Here is a 14,538-nt window from a genome sequence, read left to right on the forward strand (position 1 = left end):
CCAGAACGCAGATATCCATTTTCTAAGGAACCACCCATGCTGAGCAAAGGCGACGATTTCCCGCTCCACCAGACGCCGGAACCGGTGGCCTATTCGGGGACTGACCGAAATTTCTACGATCGCTATTTCTTCAACGGGTATTCACCGGACGGAGAAACGTTCTTCGCTCTAGCGTTCGGCGTTTACCCGGCTCTAGATGTCGTGGATGCGCATTTCTGTGTTGTCCGGTCTGATGGTGAAACTCGAACACAACACTGTCTCCACGCCTCCCGAAAAATGGGCATGGAACGATTGGAACTGCAATGCGGCGGTATAGCAATCGAGATTGTCGAACCTCTCAATCGCCTCCGACTTGTGGTCAAAGGCGAAGGTATCGAAGCCGACATCACATTCACCGGTCGCGCGTTCCCCATCGAAGAGCCGCGCTTCACCTGGAAACGCGGTCCGCGCACGATCATGGACTACACCCGGATGACTCAAAACGGTCATTACGATGGGTGGGTCAGCGTAGACGGCACGCGCATCGAACTATCCGCCCAAACACATGGGACACGCGATCGCAGCTGGGGGATCCGGCCAATTGGTCAGGCCGATCCACAAATGCCGCAAACGGTGCCGCAATTCTTTTGGCAATGGACACCTATCAACCTGCCAAGCCGGAGCGTGTTCTTCCACTTGAATGCACACCCCGATGGCGCAGCTTGGAACACGCGCGCGGTGATCGTCGCCGATGGTGCCGGTGAAAGCGACCATCATCACACAAGCGACGCGACCCTAAGTGCGCAACTGCAGGCTGGTTCTCGATGGCCGAGCGAAAGCACGCTGCGCGTCGGCGACGAAAATTTCACGCTCACCCCAGTTTCGCGGTTTCAGATGCGCGGGCTTGGATACACCTCGCCCAAATGGGGGCATGGCCTTGATCATGGCGAATTGGAAATTGAACGCGAAGATATTGATCTGATGCAGGTTGATCCGATTCGCCCCGATAATCTGCATGTTCAAATGATGTGCCGTGTCGAATCCGAAACGGGTGAAACTGGCTGGGGTGCTTTTGAACAATTGGCGATTGGAGACTACGCGCCATTGGCCCTAACCGGCCTGTCCGACCCTGCGTGACCGCTTTGTTCTAAGGGGGCCATATGGTGGACAGGATAGGATTCGAACCTATGTACGCTTGCGCGGGCAGATTTACAGTCTGCTGCCTTTAACCACTCGGCCACCTGTCCACATATGGGCTTTAACAACGCGCATAACACGCTTTGAAAAAAGGGCGCGGTCACTTCGACCGCGCTGCCGAGAGGCGCCCCAATGGCGAACGGGCGCTTGCCTGTCAATGGGGCGACTGGCAGGGGGCAAATTTAGAGCACGCCGACAGACGGCAAAACACAGATGATAAGCGAGAATTTCAATGGCAAAGGTTGAACGCAAACGCGCATTGCGTGGGCGCGCAGGACGGATGAAGGGCGGTCGTGGATCGGGCCGGACGAATCCGGGCCATGTGCGTCTTTGGGGGCGTCACCCAGTTGAGGCTGCTCTCAAAAATCCCGACCGCCAGCATCGCAAATTGTGGGCTACGCGCGAAGGGATTGCCTCGCTCGATGGTGATTTGCCCGAAGGGTTCCCGGTCGAATTTGCCGATCCCAGCGATCTAGGCCGGTTGGTGGCCAAAGATGCGCCGCACCAAGGATTGGTGTTGGAATGCGAGGCGTTGGAAAACACTTTCCTCGATGAATTCGCCACGGGCGAAGCGAACAAACCGATCATCGTGCTCGATCAAGTTACCGATCCACACAATGTCGGCGCCATCCTGCGCTCTGCAGCGGCATTTGGCGCGGCGTGCATCGTGACCCAGGACCGCAACGCACCACCTGAAAGCGGTGTTGTCGCCAAATCGGCATCGGGCGCACTGGAAACCATGCCATGGGTTCGAGTGGTGAATTTGGCACGCGCTTTGGATGATTTGGCTGAGGCGGGATATTGGCGCATCGGCATGGCCGGCGAAGCCGAAGCGACGTTGGATGAAAGCATGACGACCGGCCCTATGGCGATCGTCTTGGGCGCAGAAGGCGAAGGCTTACGACACAATATCGCCGGTCATTGCGACACATTGGCCCGTTTGCCCATCACTTCTGCTATTGAAAGTCTTAACGTTTCGAATGCAGCAGCAATAGCGATGTATGCTGCGGCGACGCGCAGCATGGATTGAACGAAATCTTATTGGGGGGATTAAACGATATGAATATGCAAAGTTTGCCAAAGATGGGATCACCACGAATGGCGGCGGCGGCATTGCTAGCCGGACTGTCCCTGATTCTCTCGGGCTGTTTCATCACTCCCGGTAAATTCACATCCGAATTGATCCTCACCGAAGAAGATCGTTTCACCTTCACTTACGAGGGTGAGATCTTTTTCCTCGGCCTATCCAGCCTTGCCGAAATGGGCGCCGCCGCCGACGAATTCGTCGCAGATGACTGTTATGATGAAGATACGTATGAAGACCGCGAATGCACCGCGGCCGAATTGAGCGATCAACGCGCCGCTTGGGATGCCAACGCAGGAATGCGTGCAGCCGAAGCCGCCCAAGAAGCACAGCAAATGTCGGCCATGATGGGCGGCATCGACCCAACGGATCCCGAAGCCGCCGCGGAATTGGTGGACCTGTTGATGCGCCAAAAAGGGTGGGACCGTGTTGAAGACAAAGGCGATGGACTATTCGACGTCAGTTATTCGGTCAGTGGTGAACTCAGCCATGATTTCATGTTTCCCGTGATCGAAGGATTCCCCATGATGAACCCATTCGTGCAAATCCACTTGCGCGACGCCAACATGGTTCGCATCAATGCGCCGGGCTTTGCCGCTCAAAACGATGCCAGCCCGATGGGCGGAATGATGGGTGGAATGGCCGGTATGGCTGGTCTCGCGGCTATGGGCGCGGAACAAGGCAATTCGGAAATGCCCGAAGTCGCGGTGATGGAAGGCACTTTCACGATCGTGACCAGTGGCATCATCCGCGCCAACAACACCGATGAAGGCGGCGTGCCCACAGCGCGCGGTGACGAATTGGTTTGGACGATTTCGCCGCGCACTCAGGCCGCGCCAACCGCCTTGATCGATATGACGCGGTAACTTCAGTCGGCATTGCGCCGCCAAAAGAAAAACCCCGCCTGCCACAATGGCCGGCGGGGTTTTCTAATTGGTGCACCCAAAACGCTGCCCGAACGCTTTGAGCGGCCTTACGCCTTAGTTTACGGCGTCTTTAAGGCCTTTGCCTGCCTTGAACTTCGGTTGGTTCGACGCTTTGATTGGCATCGGTTCGCCAGTGCGCGGGTTGCGCCCCATCGATGCCTTGCGCTTTGCGACGGCAAATGTGCCGAACCCAACCAAACGCACTTCGTCGCCGCCTGCGAGCGCTTTCTGAATGGCTTCAAACACGCCTTCTACGGCATTGGATGCATCATTCTTGGAAAGGCCACTGGAATCGGCAACCGCGCTGATAAGATCATTCTTGTTCATCTTTACGTTCCCCTCTTTGATATGCGTATTCGGTAGTAGATGACTCGCCCTGCCGAAAGGCCGTAGGTTGAGCCCTTTTTCACAAAACTGTCAAAGGCAAATTGCCTAGAAAATCGCTGGTTTTGGCCAGAAAATGGTGTTTTGCGACAGACCGCAGTCCGCCCGCACACCATGCGCTCTGGCCCAGCCATCAACACTGTCCGAATTTTGAATGCGACCCCGACGCGATTCGCGCCGAGGCCTGATCCTCTAACCGATCAATGTGCGGTTGGCACGTCCGAACCTGCCCCGCCGCTACCCGATGGGCCAGTTTTCTGTTGAGCCCCTGGTTGAGAGGCCAAATCGTCCGCCTCGGTCCACTCAATTGGTGTTGGCATATCAGTCAATGCCCGCTCCAACACTTGATCAACGTGGCTGACTGGGACGATTTCCAAACCTTCTTTTACGTTGTCAGGAATCTCAGCGAGATCTTTGACGTTGTCTTCCGGAATAAGGACGGTGGTTATTCCGCCGCGCAACGCCGCCAACAATTTCTCTTTCAATCCGCCAATGGGCAGAACGCGTCCTCGCAATGTGACTTCACCTGTCATCGCAACTTCCGGGCGCACATTGGCACCCGTCAATGTTGAAACGATGGAAGTGACCATCCCGATGCCCGCGCTGGGCCCGTCTTTGGGCACGGCGCCCTCTGGCAAGTGGATGTGCACGTTTTTGCGATGGAACAATGATGGCTTGATTCCATAAGTGGGCGCGCGCGCTTTCACGAAAGAGAACGCCGCCGATATGCTTTCTTGCATAACGTCGCCCAGCTTACCGGTCGTTTTCACCTCACCCTTGCCCGGTGTCGTTACACTTTCGATGGTCAGCAATTCGCCGCCAACCGATGTCCACGCCAATCCGGTTACCGCTCCAACTTGCGGTTCATCTTCGCTCATGCCGTGCTTGAATTTGCGGACCCCAGCAAATTCGCCAAGATTGTCCGGCGTCACCGTGACACTCGTGGTTTCTTTCTCCAGGATCTTGCGCAGGGCTTTGCGCGCCAACCGAGCAATCTCTCGCTCCAATGTGCGCACACCCGCTTCGCGTGTGTAAAACCGGATCAGATCGCGCAAACCTTCATCGGTGAGCTCAAATTCGCCCTTTTTCAGGCCGTGCTGTTCGACTTGCTTCTCAATCAAATGCCGTTTGGCGATCTCGACCTTTTCATCTTCGGTGTACCCTTCGAGCCGGATGATCTCCATCCGATCCAGCAAAGGCTGTGGCAAGTCCAGACTGTTTGCCGTCGTCACAAACATGATGTCCGACAGGTCCAGATCCAGTTCGAGATAGTGATCTTGAAAACTGTTGTTCTGTTCCGGGTCCAACACTTCAAGCAACGCAGATGCTGGGTCGCCGCGGAAATCTTGGCCAAGTTTGTCAATCTCATCGAGCAAGAACAACGGATTGCTGGTCCCAGCCTTCTTTAGGTTGGTCACAATTTTGCCTGGCATCGAACCAATATAAGTCCGCCGGTGACCACGGATCTCCGCCTCATCGCGAACACCACCCAGCGATTGGCGAACAAATTCCCGTCCGGTTGCCTTTGCGATGCTTTTTCCGAGCGACGTCTTACCCACGCCAGGCGGGCCGACGAGGCAAAGGATTGGGCCCTTCAACTTGTTCGTGCGCGCCTGAACCGCGAGATATTCGATGATCCGATCTTTGACTTTCTCCAAGCCATAGTGATCCGCGTCCAGCACGCCTTGCGCCTTGACGATGTCTTTCTTGACCTTGGATTTTTTGCCCCAAGGCAATCCCAACAGCACGTCGAGATAGTTGCGAACCACGGTCGCCTCGGCGCTCATGGGCTGCATGCCTTTGAGTTTCTTCAGCTCCAGCTTCGCTTTGCTCTTCGCTTCTTTCGAAAGCTTGGTTTTCTCAATCTTCTCGGTGAGTTCGGCAATCTCATCACCATCCTCGCCGTCGCTGCCGCCCAGCTCGCTTTGAATCGCTTTAAGCTGCTCATTCAGATAATATTCGCGCTGTGTTTTTTCCATTTGGCGCTTCACGCGGCCACGGATTTTGCGCTCCACCTGAAGGACGGACAATTCCCCTTCCATAAACGCCATGACCAATTCCAAGCGCCGCAGCGGGCTGATTTCGGTTAGAAGCGATTGCTTGTCGGAAACCTTCGCGTTCAGCGCGGCGGCGATTGTGTCGGCAAGGACGCCGGCATCATCAACATCGGTAAGATCGACATTGGTTTCTTCGCCCATTTTTTTGTTGAGCTTGGCGTATTCGCCAAATTGATCGACCACTTGACGCATCAAAGCCGTGACTTCGCTGCCCGCAACAGTTTCTGGCTCGTCAAGCGCCACTTCGGCCAAGACATAGCCATCTTGCGGGCTGAGCGATTTTAGATTGGCGCGCGCGCTTCCTTCGACCAGAACGCGCACGGTGCCATCCGGCAATTTTAACAATTGCAACACTTGAGCCACAACGCCAACATCATACAAATCATCGTCACCCGGATCATCACAGCCGGGGTCAAGTTGCGCCAGCAAAACAATGTCTTTGCTGGATTCCATTGCCGCTTCCAACGCCGCGACCGATTTATCGCGACCCACAAAAAGCGGCACGACCATGCCAGGGAAAACGACAATATCGCGCAATGGCAGGAGAGGAAAATGCTGTGTCATAAATGGTTGTCCAAGGCCGCCATTTGGGCGCGCCGTTTCGATGAATATGGGATGCGGTCTTTATGCCCGCAATGGGGGCAATCTAATAACTGTGCAAAGCGCGGTTCGGCACACGATCAATCAAGCCCATTCGCTCAATTCGATGCTGGCTATATCAGATTTCACGTCCGGATGACGCTTGTCCAAATACCGCAAAGCCTTGCGATGGACCGGATGCAGATAGGATTTTAGTGCTTGAGGCGTTTCGGGCCGCGTCTGAAACCGGCGTTCAAAAATCGCCAATGTTGTGACCAACGCATTCTCTGACAAATATCCAGAGGCTTGCGATTCCCACCCTTGCATGGCTCCATCGCTGAATTGGCGGAAGTTGCGGGCGCTGTTGGCCAGAAACACGCCGAAGCCCAAGTACACAGCCATGCAGTCCGTTGCGTGCTCTTCCAAAGGCTCGCCGCCGGGCGGCATTCCCAGCGAATGAATGAGCAAATGCGACAATTCATGAGCAAAGGTCGCGGTCAGAGCATCAGGGGTCTTTAACAAAGCTGGATCGTATCGGATAACCGGAGTGTTGCCTTCGATGCTGAATGTACCCAACGCGCTGCTGTGTGAAAAAGGCCCTGTATCCAAACCGGTGTTCAACCGTTCAGGCCGCGCATCGCCCTTTTCCAACCGGCATTCCCAGCGTCCCAAGCCCGCAGCGTGTTTCACGGCTTCGAAAAGATCGCTGGCGGTGGCCGCATCGGTAAATATGGCGTCGCCGGGCAGAACAAGTTGAGGCGTAAAGCCTTCCGCCGCGCCCTGCGCGCTTAATTTCTGATCGATCCACGCAAAGCACGCCAAGAGCCATTCAAACTCATCCCTATCAATCGGCAAAGACGGCCCAAACAGCCCCATGTTTCAATCTCAACGCAAATTTTGACGGGCCAATAGCGCCCCAATTCACCCCATGCCGGGAAGATTGAATCCTGCGGGGAGGCCCATACCGCCTTGCATCTCTTTCATTTGCTCTTCCGAAACACGATCCGATTTGTCCCGCGCATCGTTGAACGCCGCGGTCACAAGGTCTTCGACCATATGCTTTTCATCGGGCTTCATCAGGCTGTCATCAATGCTGACACCAAGGATTCGACCCTTTGCTGTGGCACGCACTTTGACCAGACCGCCGCCGGCTGTTCCTTCGACTTCGATCGAATCCAGCTTCACCTGCATATCGTTCATTTGGTTTTGGATCGTCTCAGCGGCTTGCTGTGCCGCTTGCATCATTTCTTCCATGCTTTTCATGTCGGGGGTGTCCTTTAATTCAATTCTATTGAGGTCAATTCCATTTGCCGCCAGCGGCTGCGCGCGCGACATTCTTTTGCGGTTCGACCAATTCGGCATCATGGAATGCTTCGAATGCGGCCTTTACCATCGGGTTGGATCGAATCCGTTCTTCGGCGGCCTTTGCTTCGGCGTCGCTGGCTTCGCGAAGGGATGGTTGCGCATCCCCCGAACCGCGTTCCACCAACCACCGTTTGCCGGTCAATTTAAAAAGAGCGTCGCGAATATCAGGGATAGGATCATCACTGTAGTCGTCGGCCTGTTCAAAGATCAGCCGTTCTGAACTCAATTCGATCACCCGCACGCGATCGCGCATCATCTGGGCGACGCGCAATTGTCCGGCGTTGTCGACCCGGTCGACGAGCTCAACCCAGTCTACCGCAGCGCCCGATGAAGCAGCACCAGAGCTTTGTCCCGTCTGGGTTTCGGCCGCTGGTCCGGCACCATCCATGCTGGGCGCTGGTCCGGCCTGTGCCAATTCTTCAATCCGCTTTGCCAGTTTACCGGGATCCGGCATGTCGGACGCGTGCAACACGCGCAAAAGCGCCATTTGCAGAGAGACTAGCGGATCGGGCGCCTGACGCACTTCGTCATGCCCCTTAAGCAGCAATTGCCACAAGCGGTGCAATTGAGGCGTGCTCAACTTGGACGCAAATTCAGCCAATGCCGCGCGCTCATCCTCGCTCGGCGCATCGGGTTCGCCGCCGGAAACTTGAGCGATTGTAATGCGATGAACCAGATCCATCAGAGCACGCATCAACGCGAGAGGTTCAACACCCAAAGCGTATTGCTCTTCAATCCCATCAAGCAAAGCCTTCGCATCGCCCGCCATCACCGCACCCAACAAACGCCGTTGTGCGCTTTTATCGGCCAGGCCCAGCATATCGCGCACACGTTCTGCCGATACGTTGCCGTCTGCATCCATATCGGCGTGGGCGATCGCCTGGTCCAAAATCGACAAGCCGTCGCGAACCGATCCCTCAGCCGATGCAGCGATAATGCGCAGCGCCTCTTCTTCCGCCTCAACCCCTTCTAAGGAGCACACTTTGCCGAAATGCTGTGCCAACATAGCGGCCGGTATGCGGCGCAGATCAAACCGTTGAGTTCGGCTCAAAACAGTGACCGGCAGTTTTTCAACTTCGGTCGTGGCGAATAGGAATTTCACATGCGCAGGCGGCTCTTCAAGAGTCTTTAGCAACGCATTGAAAGCGTTGCGGGAAAGCATGTGAACCTCATCGATGATGTAGATTTTGTAGCGCGCCGAAACCGCCGCATAGCGGACCTGTTCGATGATCTCACGCACATCGTCGACGCCGGTGTGCGACGCGGCATCCATTTCGATCACATCAATGTGACGCCCTTCGGCGATCGCTCGACATGGCTCGCATTGACCACAAGGATCAATCGTTGGACCGCCAGTTCCATCTGGTCCCACACAATTCAGCGCCTTTGCGATCAACCGCGCGGTCGATGTCTTGCCGACACCGCGGACGCCGGTCATCAAAAACGCATGCGCCAGCCGGTCCCGCTCGATCGCGTTGCCTAGCGTGCGGACCATCGGTTCTTGGCCGATCAATTCCGAAAAGGTTTGCGGGCGATATTTGCGCGCAAGGACGCGATAAGGCTGATTGACCTCCGGCGATTGTGCTGGAGCCCCACCAGTCATCGGTTCACCCCTCGATTCTGGCGATGGCTGCGCCGCCGGTTCGGCAGGTGGCGCATCGCCGAACATAGAATTTTGACCCGCCGCTTCGAGCTCGGCGGCCGACGGAGTGTTCTCCGCTTCGTCTTCGGGCAGATTTGGATCGGAATCAGTCACGCAATCAAGCTAGGCGCTTGCGCGCGCTTTGTCATCGCCGGGATTGCAGGAGAATTGGGGTAAATGCACAGGTGAAGAGCAATCTGCCCGACCAGCGCCCCAAAAAGCGCGGTGCATTCAAAAAAGGAGCCGAGCGACCCGCAGCAATTCACCTGGGCTGCTTCCTTCCGGACCTGACCCGGTGAGCGAACGCAAACGTCCACCCGACTCCCGGTGGGCCATATGGAGAGCCCGATCGCGAAAATCAACTCACTTGAAGTTATCGGCGTATGCCTGAAGCTTTAAAGTCTTCGCAGGGGTGGCATGCACGCGGGCCGAAATACCGTGTTTTTCAGCATACGCCTTGGCCGCGTCTTTGTCTGGAAAGGTCAACTTTACCTGTGCCTGCGTGTCGCCGCTGCCGGTCCATCCCATAAGCGGGTCGGGTCTACGCGCCTCGCTTTGTTCAAATTCCAGAACCCACGTATCGACCTTGGCCTTGCCCGATTGCATTGCGCTTTTGGGTTGCTGATAAATTCTTGCGGACATGTTTCTTGATTCCTCGATTGAGCGGGCCTAGGCCGCGTCGCGGTGGTTTGGTCCAACCCTCTGCGCAGCGCTGCGTTAGTCCAAAATCAGGTTCGATTGAAGGCGTTTTTGGTTTTTAGGCTCGGCTTTTCTGTCCATGGCTGTTCTGGCCAGCGATGCTTGGGGTAACGCCCCTTCATATCTTTGGCCACGTCAGCCCATGACCCACGCCAAAAACCCGGCAAATCGCGGGTCGATTGAATTGGGCGCCCCGCTGGGCTGGTGAGCTTTAGAAGAAGCGGGGTCGCCCCCTGCCCGCGCCCAACCATTGGATGTTCATCCAAACCAAAAAGCGCTTGGACGCGCACCTCCACACTGGGTGCATCGTCGCCGGAATAATCGATCCGGTGCTGTGTCTGGGCGGCGGAGGTGAACTGAATAGGTGCGGCAGCATCCAGCCATTGACGGGTTTCCCAATCGAGCAAAGACAACGCGGCATCGGACAATCGCCCTGGCCCCAATTCAAGATCACGCCGTCCTGCCAATAAGGGTTCCAACCAAATTGACGATTGCGCGCGCAAATTCTCTTCGGAAAGCTCGCCAATCTCGGCAAATGCGACACGCTCTAAGAAACCCGGCGGCATATATTCCCCCAAGTTATCCAGAAGATTCTCCACAAGGATACCCACATACAGATCGGGGTCAGGTTGTGGGTCGGGCCCGCTTTTCAACGTTATCGCCCCCAATCGCCTTTCTCGTCGCGCTTCAACTCGCTTTTTTTCGGGATTCCAACGCGCTGTGGATCGCTCTTGAAGTTGTTCTGCAAACAAGCGCTCCACTTGCGGGGCGGACAATTCGATGGCGGCGGTGATGCGGGCGCCCTTTGCCTGTCCCTGCGCATCACCGATCACAATCCATTCCGCCCGCGCCAAAGGAGACGCTGGATCCAGTTGAAACCCACGGCCGCCCGCGCTGATCCATTGCGCGCCTTGTGGATCGCGCCGCTTCGCCACAAAATCGGGCCGCGCCAACGCAAGACATTCTGCGGGTTCCAAGTCGTTTCCAATGGCATTGCCGCTAATGGCCAAAGACAAATTCGCCGCGCTTTGCGTCCAGCCCTTTGCGATCCGTGCTGCGCTCTTCGCCCGCCTAGACGGATCGCCGTGCCACCGTGATAGGCGCTGCGCCAAATCTTCACCGCGTCCACCCAATCCGCGCTCTTGAAGCAGCATAACCAGCCGGGCAGCATCTTCTCCGCATCCAGATCGCGCACCGTGAATAACAGCCGCGGCGTGCGTGGGCGCCATGGGCATAGAAGCCATCGCAACGCCCCATTCGGTGATCTGTCCATCCGGATTGAGCGCATTCAACGCCACCAAATTGCTGCGGGCCGCTTCGACCGATGCATTTGGCGGTGGATCGAGCCATCGCAACGCTTGAGGATCGGACTCGCCCCATTTCGCCAATTTGAGCAGCAATGCGGACAAATCCGCTGTCTCAATTTCAGGCGGTGCGAAATCGGGTCGCCCCAAATGGCCGCCTTCTTCCCATAACCGATAGGCGATGCCGGGCTCTTGTCGCGCCGCACGCCCCGCCCTCTGCGCCGCCGCCGCTTGGCTGGCCCGCTGTGTCACCAGATGCGTCGTGCCAGCGGCACGGTCATGTTCCGCAAAACGCGCCAAACCGCTGTCGACAACAACCGCAACACCATCGAGAGTGAGTGACGTCTCCGCAATCGCACTGGCCAAAACAATCCGTCGCCGGCCGCGATCATCGCGGCGAATCGCCGCACGCTGTCCCGCCGGATCGACTTGACCGTGAAGCGGCATAATCGGCGTGTCGGGCAATTTCGCTTCCAGCCTTTCTCGCGTCCGTTCGATCTCTCCAACACCGGGTAAGAACGCCAAAATGTCGCCCTTTTCATCGCGCCATGCGGCCATCACGGCGGCGGCAACTTGTTCTTCAACCCGTTGCGTAGGATTGGCGCCAAACCACTTGATCGTCAGGGGAAAACTGCGTCCCTCACTTTCAATAGTCGGCGCGTCATCACCCAGTAAATCGGCGAACCGACCTCCATCGATCGTGGCAGACATAACCAGAATGCGCAGGTCCTCGCGCAACACGTCGCGCGACTCCAATGCAAGAGCCAAACCCAGATCGCTGTCGAGGTGCCGTTCATGCGCTTCGTCAAAAAGGATTGCGGAAACGCCCGGCAATTCAGGGTCATCGATCAAGCGATTGACCAATATGGCCTCTGTCACGACCAGCACGCGGGTCTTTGCCGACGATTTGCTGTCGAGGCGGGTCATATAGCCGATGGTTTCGCCCGGCCGCTCACCCAACATCTCCGCCATTCGCTCCGCTGCGGCGCGCGCCGCAACTCTGCGCGGGGAAGTGAGAATAATCTGCCCTGTGCACCATGCCTCATTCAACAGGTCGGGCGCGACCGCCGTGGTTTTGCCCGCACCCGGCGGCGCAATTAGGACGGCGGAACCTCCAACCGCCCCCGCACGTGAAAGTGCATCCCGCAGAGCGGGCAGCACAGCGTAAATGGGAAGATCAGGGCTCACGCCCGATGCAGCAACGCGGTCAATATCCGCGCGCGACCGCGAACTGAGCCGCCTCTGTCATAGCCGCGCGAGCTTTGCCGTCGGGGAAGATTGAAATCGCATCGATTGCACGGTTCACAAAATGCCGCGCGCGATCACGCGTGTCTTCCAACGCGTTGTGCTTTTCGATCAAAGAAATGGCGTGAGCCAAATCTTCGTCTGAACTGCGATGCCCCAAAATCGCGTCTTTCCAAAACTTTCGCTCTGTTTCGTCGCCGCGCGCATGTGCCAAGATTACCGGCAAGGTCATTTTGCCCTCGCGAAAATCATCGCCTTGGTCTTTGCCCATTTCCGCAGCGTCGGAATCGTAGTCGATGGCATCATCGACCAATTGGAACGCCACGCCCAAATTGCGGCCAAAATCTTCTAGGGCGCGCTCTTGCTCTTCGCTGCATTCTGCCACGACGGCGCTGATTTGACTGGCCGCTGCGAACAGGGCAGCGGTCTTTGCTCCGATAATGTGCAGATAGCGCTCTTCGCTCGTTTCAATTTGGCGTTGCGCCGTCAATTGCGACACTTCGCCTTCGGCGATCACTGCGCTCGCATGGCTTAGGATTTTGAGGACCTTTAAGGAGCCGTCCTCTGTCATCAATTCAAACGCGCGGCTGAAGAGAAAATCGCCGACCAGAACGGTCGCTGGATTGCCGAAGATAATGTTGGCTGCCGCCTTGCCACGGCGCAGTTCGCTGCCATCCACGACATCATCGTGCAGCAATGTTGCCGTGTGAATGAATTCAACCGCCGCCGCCAATTTGTGATGGCGTGTTCCCTGATACCCGACCAATTCCGCACCAGCCAGCGTCAGCATCGGGCGAAGTCGTTTGCCGCCGCCCGAAATCAAATGGCCAGCTAAGCGCGGGATCAACGGAATTTCGCTCTGCATCCGGTCAAGGATAACAGCGTTCACCGAGTTCATCCCATTGGCTGTTAAAGCCAGCATAGGATCAAGGGTCGGCTGTTTACGAGGCAAGGGAACGACTTCTGCGGACATAGTTATGCGCAATAAGGGCAGGTTCGGATGCTTGGCAAGCGCTCAATTGCTGCTAATTTGTCGTCCTATGCCGCATGAAACGCAAAGCCAGTCATCATCCTCCGCCTCATCCGATGGCGAAGATCAAATGCTGGCGACATTCCGCAAAAGCATCGACAACATCGATGCCGCGATCATTCATATGCTCGCCGAACGATTCCGTATCACCCAAGCTGTTGGGGAATACAAAGCCAAGGTGACGTTGCCGCCCGCCGATCCAGAGCGAGAGAAACGCCAAATTGAGCGTCTGCGCGCCCTATCAGAGGCCGCCGATTTGGACCCGGAATTCAGTGAGAAATTCCTTCGCTTCATCATCGACGAAGTGATCCGGCACCATGAAAAGGCCCGCAGCAAATAATCGGATGGATCCGGCTGCGCGCCCAATTGCCGTTCACTCAGCTTAGGTCGATTGGTTTTAACGAAATTGCGTCAACGCGGTTGGTTTTGACCCGAAGGAACCGGCGGCGGTGGGGTAGGTGTATGGCCATCGCTCCCGCCGCCTGAATTACCACCCTCCAAAGGTGGCTGCCCCAGATCGGGCGGCCCATTGCCTGTTCCACCGGCGGTGCGATCCAAGATTGGCGGGGCGTTGGGAACGGGATTGGGTGGCAAATTCGCCTGCTGCGCGTTGAACTCCGCCACACGGCGATTGATTTCCGCCTGATCACGGATGAGTTCAAACCGGCGGCGCAATTCTCTACGATCCGAACGAGACAATTGAATCCGATTGCCATTTCGATCGTAGGCGAAATTGCCGCGACCGGGATACACGAGCCCTTCGATCCAGCATTGATCGCTTGCCGGTTGATCTGCGCAAGCCCCCGGACCGACTGGGCCGTTGGACAATGCCGGCGATGCGTAGGGATTGTGAAAGACGGTGCGTTCCCCGGCAAACCTTTGTTGGGTGGGTGCCATTGCGCAAGCCCCCAACAAAACCATGACCGATAATGAAAGCGCTGTTCTTACAATCATTGTGGTGCCTCCCTTTGAAATGCGTTGTTCCCAAAACAGCGTTGAACACCGGATGAATTCGCATATTCGCGCCGTGACAAGGGCACTAGGCTT

The 14,538-nt window shown here is 56.5% G+C and carries 13 protein-coding genes, 1 tRNA gene and 1 other RNA gene; 4 read left to right on the forward strand and 11 right to left on the reverse strand.

The window, feature by feature from the left end:
* Window positions 1-36 precede the first annotated feature (36 nt).
* The gene (locus BQ8290_RS14420; protein ID WP_108791453.1) at window positions 37-1,116 is read left to right on the forward strand and encodes a hypothetical protein; all 1,080 of its coding nucleotides are present in this window, start codon (window positions 37-39) and stop codon (window positions 1,114-1,116) included.
* A 24-nt stretch (window positions 1,117-1,140) separates the two neighbouring features.
* Here the strand turns inward: BQ8290_RS14420 and BQ8290_RS14425 are convergent.
* Window positions 1,141-1,226, reverse strand: a tRNA-Tyr gene (locus tag BQ8290_RS14425).
* A 182-nt stretch (window positions 1,227-1,408) separates the two neighbouring features.
* Here BQ8290_RS14425 and rlmB point away from each other — a divergent pair.
* Window positions 1,409-2,206 carry a 23S rRNA (guanosine(2251)-2'-O)-methyltransferase RlmB gene (gene rlmB / locus BQ8290_RS14430; protein WP_108791455.1) on the forward strand — a complete coding sequence of 266 codons (798 nt, stop codon included), beginning with the start codon at window positions 1,409-1,411 and terminating at the stop codon, window positions 2,204-2,206.
* Window positions 2,207-2,241: 35 nt separating this feature from the next.
* Window positions 2,242-3,126, forward strand: a complete 885-nt coding sequence (locus tag BQ8290_RS14435; protein ID WP_337661449.1) for a hypothetical protein — start codon at window positions 2,242-2,244, stop codon at window positions 3,124-3,126.
* A gap of 114 nt (window positions 3,127-3,240) precedes the next feature.
* Here the strand turns inward: BQ8290_RS14435 and BQ8290_RS14440 are convergent, their stop codons facing one another.
* The 9 genes from BQ8290_RS14440 to BQ8290_RS14480 form a co-directional block, all read right to left on the reverse strand.
* Window positions 3,241-3,513 carry an HU family DNA-binding protein gene (locus BQ8290_RS14440; RefSeq protein ID WP_108791457.1) on the reverse strand — a complete coding sequence of 91 codons (273 nt, stop codon included), beginning with the start codon at window positions 3,511-3,513 and terminating at the stop codon, window positions 3,241-3,243.
* 257 nt (window positions 3,514-3,770) lie between these two features.
* Window positions 3,771-6,191 carry an endopeptidase La gene (lon, locus tag BQ8290_RS14445; protein ID WP_108791459.1) on the reverse strand — a complete coding sequence of 807 codons (2,421 nt, stop codon included), beginning with the start codon at window positions 6,189-6,191 and terminating at the stop codon, window positions 3,771-3,773.
* A gap of 120 nt (window positions 6,192-6,311) precedes the next feature.
* Window positions 6,312-7,082, reverse strand: coding sequence for a hypothetical protein (locus tag BQ8290_RS14450; RefSeq protein WP_108791461.1), 771 nt, complete (start codon window positions 7,080-7,082; stop codon window positions 6,312-6,314).
* Between the two features lie 45 nt (window positions 7,083-7,127).
* A complete protein-coding gene (locus BQ8290_RS14455) occupies window positions 7,128-7,469 on the reverse strand; it encodes a YbaB/EbfC family nucleoid-associated protein (protein WP_108792471.1) in 342 nt (113 codons plus the stop codon).
* Window positions 7,470-7,503: 34 nt separating this feature from the next.
* Complete coding sequence (locus BQ8290_RS14460) at window positions 7,504-9,327, reverse strand: DNA polymerase III subunit gamma/tau (RefSeq protein ID WP_337661450.1); 1,824 nt, start codon at window positions 9,325-9,327, stop codon at window positions 7,504-7,506.
* 119 nt (window positions 9,328-9,446) lie between these two features.
* Window positions 9,447-9,541, reverse strand: an RNA gene (ffs, locus tag BQ8290_RS14465) — signal recognition particle sRNA small type.
* A gap of 35 nt (window positions 9,542-9,576) precedes the next feature.
* The gene (locus tag BQ8290_RS14470; protein ID WP_108791463.1) at window positions 9,577-9,855 is read right to left on the reverse strand and encodes an NADH dehydrogenase ubiquinone Fe-S protein 4; all 279 of its coding nucleotides are present in this window, start codon (window positions 9,853-9,855) and stop codon (window positions 9,577-9,579) included.
* Window positions 9,856-9,941: 86 nt separating this feature from the next.
* The gene (hrpB, locus tag BQ8290_RS14475; protein ID WP_108791465.1) at window positions 9,942-12,404 is read right to left on the reverse strand and encodes an ATP-dependent helicase HrpB; all 2,463 of its coding nucleotides are present in this window, start codon (window positions 12,402-12,404) and stop codon (window positions 9,942-9,944) included.
* Between the two features lie 19 nt (window positions 12,405-12,423).
* On the reverse strand, window positions 12,424-13,434 hold the full coding sequence (locus BQ8290_RS14480) for a polyprenyl synthetase family protein (RefSeq protein ID WP_108791467.1): 1,011 nt from the start codon (window positions 13,432-13,434) through the stop codon (window positions 12,424-12,426).
* A 67-nt stretch (window positions 13,435-13,501) separates the two neighbouring features.
* On the opposite strand from BQ8290_RS14480, the gene BQ8290_RS14485 reads away from it, so the two are divergent.
* Complete coding sequence (locus BQ8290_RS14485) at window positions 13,502-13,831, forward strand: chorismate mutase (RefSeq protein ID WP_108791469.1); 330 nt, start codon at window positions 13,502-13,504, stop codon at window positions 13,829-13,831.
* A 71-nt stretch (window positions 13,832-13,902) separates the two neighbouring features.
* On the opposite strand, the gene BQ8290_RS14490 is transcribed toward BQ8290_RS14485, so the two are convergent.
* Complete coding sequence (locus BQ8290_RS14490) at window positions 13,903-14,388, reverse strand: hypothetical protein (RefSeq protein WP_337661451.1); 486 nt, start codon at window positions 14,386-14,388, stop codon at window positions 13,903-13,905.
* Between the last annotated feature and the right edge of the window lie 150 nt (window positions 14,389-14,538).

The organism is Erythrobacter sp. Alg231-14, assembly GCF_900149685.1.
Lineage (GTDB): Bacteria > Pseudomonadota > Alphaproteobacteria > Sphingomonadales > Sphingomonadaceae > Erythrobacter.

Excerpts from the sequence above, each read along its gene's own strand:
- BQ8290_RS14420 (WP_108791453.1), top strand. The coding sequence starts at position 37 with ATGCTGAGCAAAGGCGACGATTTCCCGCTCCACCAGACGCCGGAACCG.
- rlmB (WP_108791455.1), top strand. The coding sequence starts at position 1,409 with ATGGCAAAGGTTGAACGCAAACGCGCATTGCGTGGGCGCGCAGGACGG.
- BQ8290_RS14435 (WP_337661449.1), top strand. The coding sequence starts at position 2,242 with ATGCAAAGTTTGCCAAAGATGGGATCACCACGAATGGCGGCGGCGGCA.
- BQ8290_RS14440 (WP_108791457.1), bottom strand. The coding sequence starts at position 3,513 with ATGAACAAGAATGATCTTATCAGCGCGGTTGCCGATTCCAGTGGCCTT.
- lon (WP_108791459.1), bottom strand. The coding sequence starts at position 6,191 with ATGACACAGCATTTTCCTCTCCTGCCATTGCGCGATATTGTCGTTTTC.
- BQ8290_RS14450 (WP_108791461.1), bottom strand. The coding sequence starts at position 7,082 with ATGGGGCTGTTTGGGCCGTCTTTGCCGATTGATAGGGATGAGTTTGAA.
- BQ8290_RS14455 (WP_108792471.1), bottom strand. The coding sequence starts at position 7,469 with ATGAAAAGCATGGAAGAAATGATGCAAGCGGCACAGCAAGCCGCTGAG.
- BQ8290_RS14470 (WP_108791463.1), bottom strand. The coding sequence starts at position 9,855 with ATGTCCGCAAGAATTTATCAGCAACCCAAAAGCGCAATGCAATCGGGC.
- BQ8290_RS14480 (WP_108791467.1), bottom strand. The coding sequence starts at position 13,434 with ATGTCCGCAGAAGTCGTTCCCTTGCCTCGTAAACAGCCGACCCTTGAT.
- BQ8290_RS14485 (WP_108791469.1), top strand. The coding sequence starts at position 13,502 with ATGCCGCATGAAACGCAAAGCCAGTCATCATCCTCCGCCTCATCCGAT.
- BQ8290_RS14490 (WP_337661451.1), bottom strand. The coding sequence starts at position 14,388 with ATGGCACCCACCCAACAAAGGTTTGCCGGGGAACGCACCGTCTTTCAC.